At 45.4% G+C, this 1,839-nt stretch carries 2 protein-coding genes; both read right to left on the minus strand.

The window, feature by feature from the left end; genetic code table 11:
• Positions 1-9 precede the first annotated feature (9 nt).
• Positions 10-1,218 carry a transposase gene (locus tag JGK11_RS32630; protein ID WP_293214494.1) on the minus strand — a complete coding sequence of 403 codons (1,209 nt, stop codon included), beginning with the start codon at positions 1,216-1,218 and terminating at the stop codon, positions 10-12.
• Complete coding sequence (locus JGK11_RS32635) at positions 1,139-1,765, minus strand: IS607 family transposase (RefSeq protein WP_293214496.1); 627 nt, start codon at positions 1,763-1,765, stop codon at positions 1,139-1,141. The genes JGK11_RS32630 and JGK11_RS32635 overlap by 80 nt, the downstream gene beginning before the upstream one ends.
• Positions 1,766-1,839: the final 74 nt, after the last annotated feature.

A 1,839-nucleotide genomic window follows, 5' to 3' on the forward strand; every position in this document is an offset into this window, starting at 1 on the left:
CTGACGGTGTTACGCTGCACAACCCTGGACAAACAGGGCATACGCGATAGCAATACTCTCACTATTGATAGAGAGAGCAAAGGAGCCGTCCCTCAAAGCTCGAATCATAATGTTTCGAGCGCCGCCCCAATCTCGGTCATGTTCGTGACCGCAGCTAGGGCATTTAAATGTTTTTGAACCACCAAGTTTTGAATGCTTGTGTCCGCACTTGGTGCAAGTTTTGCTAGTGTAGGATTCGTTAACGTCAATAACAACAACACCTCGTTTTTTAGCTGATTGCTTGAGGTGGCATTCAAAACGATAATGCCCCCAAGTGAGCATCTGTCTAGCAGTCTTGGTGCGTAACTTGCGCTTTGACTTAACAACCATTTGTGATGTTTCAAATGTAGGCAGCAAGATGACTTTGTATTGACTTGTCAGGTAATTAACCACCTGCTTGTGACACTCGTCAATCAAGTCGCGAATCCTGATTCTCAACTTGCTTGCAGCTTCTAGCATCCGGCGCTTCTGCTTTCTACCAGCTTTTGACGCACGTCCCATTAGTTTGTCAAGGTGAGAACACAATCTTTGAATGCGTCCAATGTCTGCCTTGCCAAATTCTTGAAATGAGTCACCGTCGTAGCCAGTTAAAAAGGTTCTAACGCCAGGGTCAAGTGCAATTACCTTGTCTAGTTCCTTTGTCCTCACCTCTTCTATCACTGGGATACAAGCGAACCATCGCTTTTTGTCTCTAATAAGTTGGGTCGCAAACTCGGTCTTTTGAATTGGCTCTGTAGTTCTCAAGCTAAGTCCTTTGACTAGGGATGGAAACCAAGTCTCGCCGTTGAAGTTAACCCTGTGGAATTTGATTGATTGCGATGGTTGACGACAACTCCTAAAACTTGCTTCTCCTTTGACGGACTTGGCTTGTTTCCAGGCATCCCAAGCGTCAAAAATAGCATTTTCTTTTGGGTGGGACGGTGCAGACTTGACCCAATCAGGTAAGTCTAGTCCTAGCACGTAGTCCCTCAAAGAATAAGCACTGGTTATTTTTTCGCCTGCTTTCAAGGTTGCAATAGCCTTGTTGTAGCAGTAACGCGATGCTGATAGCCAAGACTTCCATTTTTGGTGCAGCGCTAACTCAGGATAAACTCGAATCTTAAGTGTTTTGTTGGGCGATCTCTTCTCCTTCTTGTGCCTTGGATTCGACTTGTAACTCCTGCTTGATTTGGTTTTCAAGCCTTCTAATGGAGTAAAGTCGGCTTGAAAAGCTGTGGAGGATTGGGACGATATCTTGAACGAGTTCGGCGTGTGGAGAGAGACTGATTTGGTTGAGAACCACGATTTTGCAGTCAAATTGCTCACAAAGCCATTCGATAATGTCAAATCCGAATCTTGCAAGTCGGTCTTTGTGGGCAACCACAATAATTGCGATATCACCTCGCAGAACTCGTCCCAAAAGGGTGATGAGTCCTTTCCGCCTAAGATTGAGTCCTCCTCCCACTTCCTTAACAATTTCAGCGCCTGGGTAGAGCGCTGATAATCGTTCAACTTGTCGATCGAGGTCTGCTTTTTGAGGTCGGGTAGAGACGCGAGCATAGATAACAGTGGCGCGTCCTCCCTCTGGTTCTGATTCTTTTTTGATGAACTTTTCGATGTCGTACCGTCTTTGACCTGACGGTGTTTTGATTGTGTTGATTTTACCTTCTGCTTCCCATCGTCTGAGGGTTCGGAGGCAAACTCCCAAAGTGTTAGCTGCTTCATTTGGTTTCACGTACTTTGCCATATTAGTATTATGGATCGCCATGTACGCATTGTCCAGTCTTGTCCAATAAATTAATGATTAGAGGCATACCGATC

Origin of the sequence: Microcoleus sp. PH2017_34_RAT_O_A (assembly GCF_020737885.1) — a bacterium.
In the GTDB taxonomy this organism is placed as follows: domain Bacteria; phylum Cyanobacteriota; class Cyanobacteriia; order Cyanobacteriales; family Microcoleaceae; genus Microcoleus.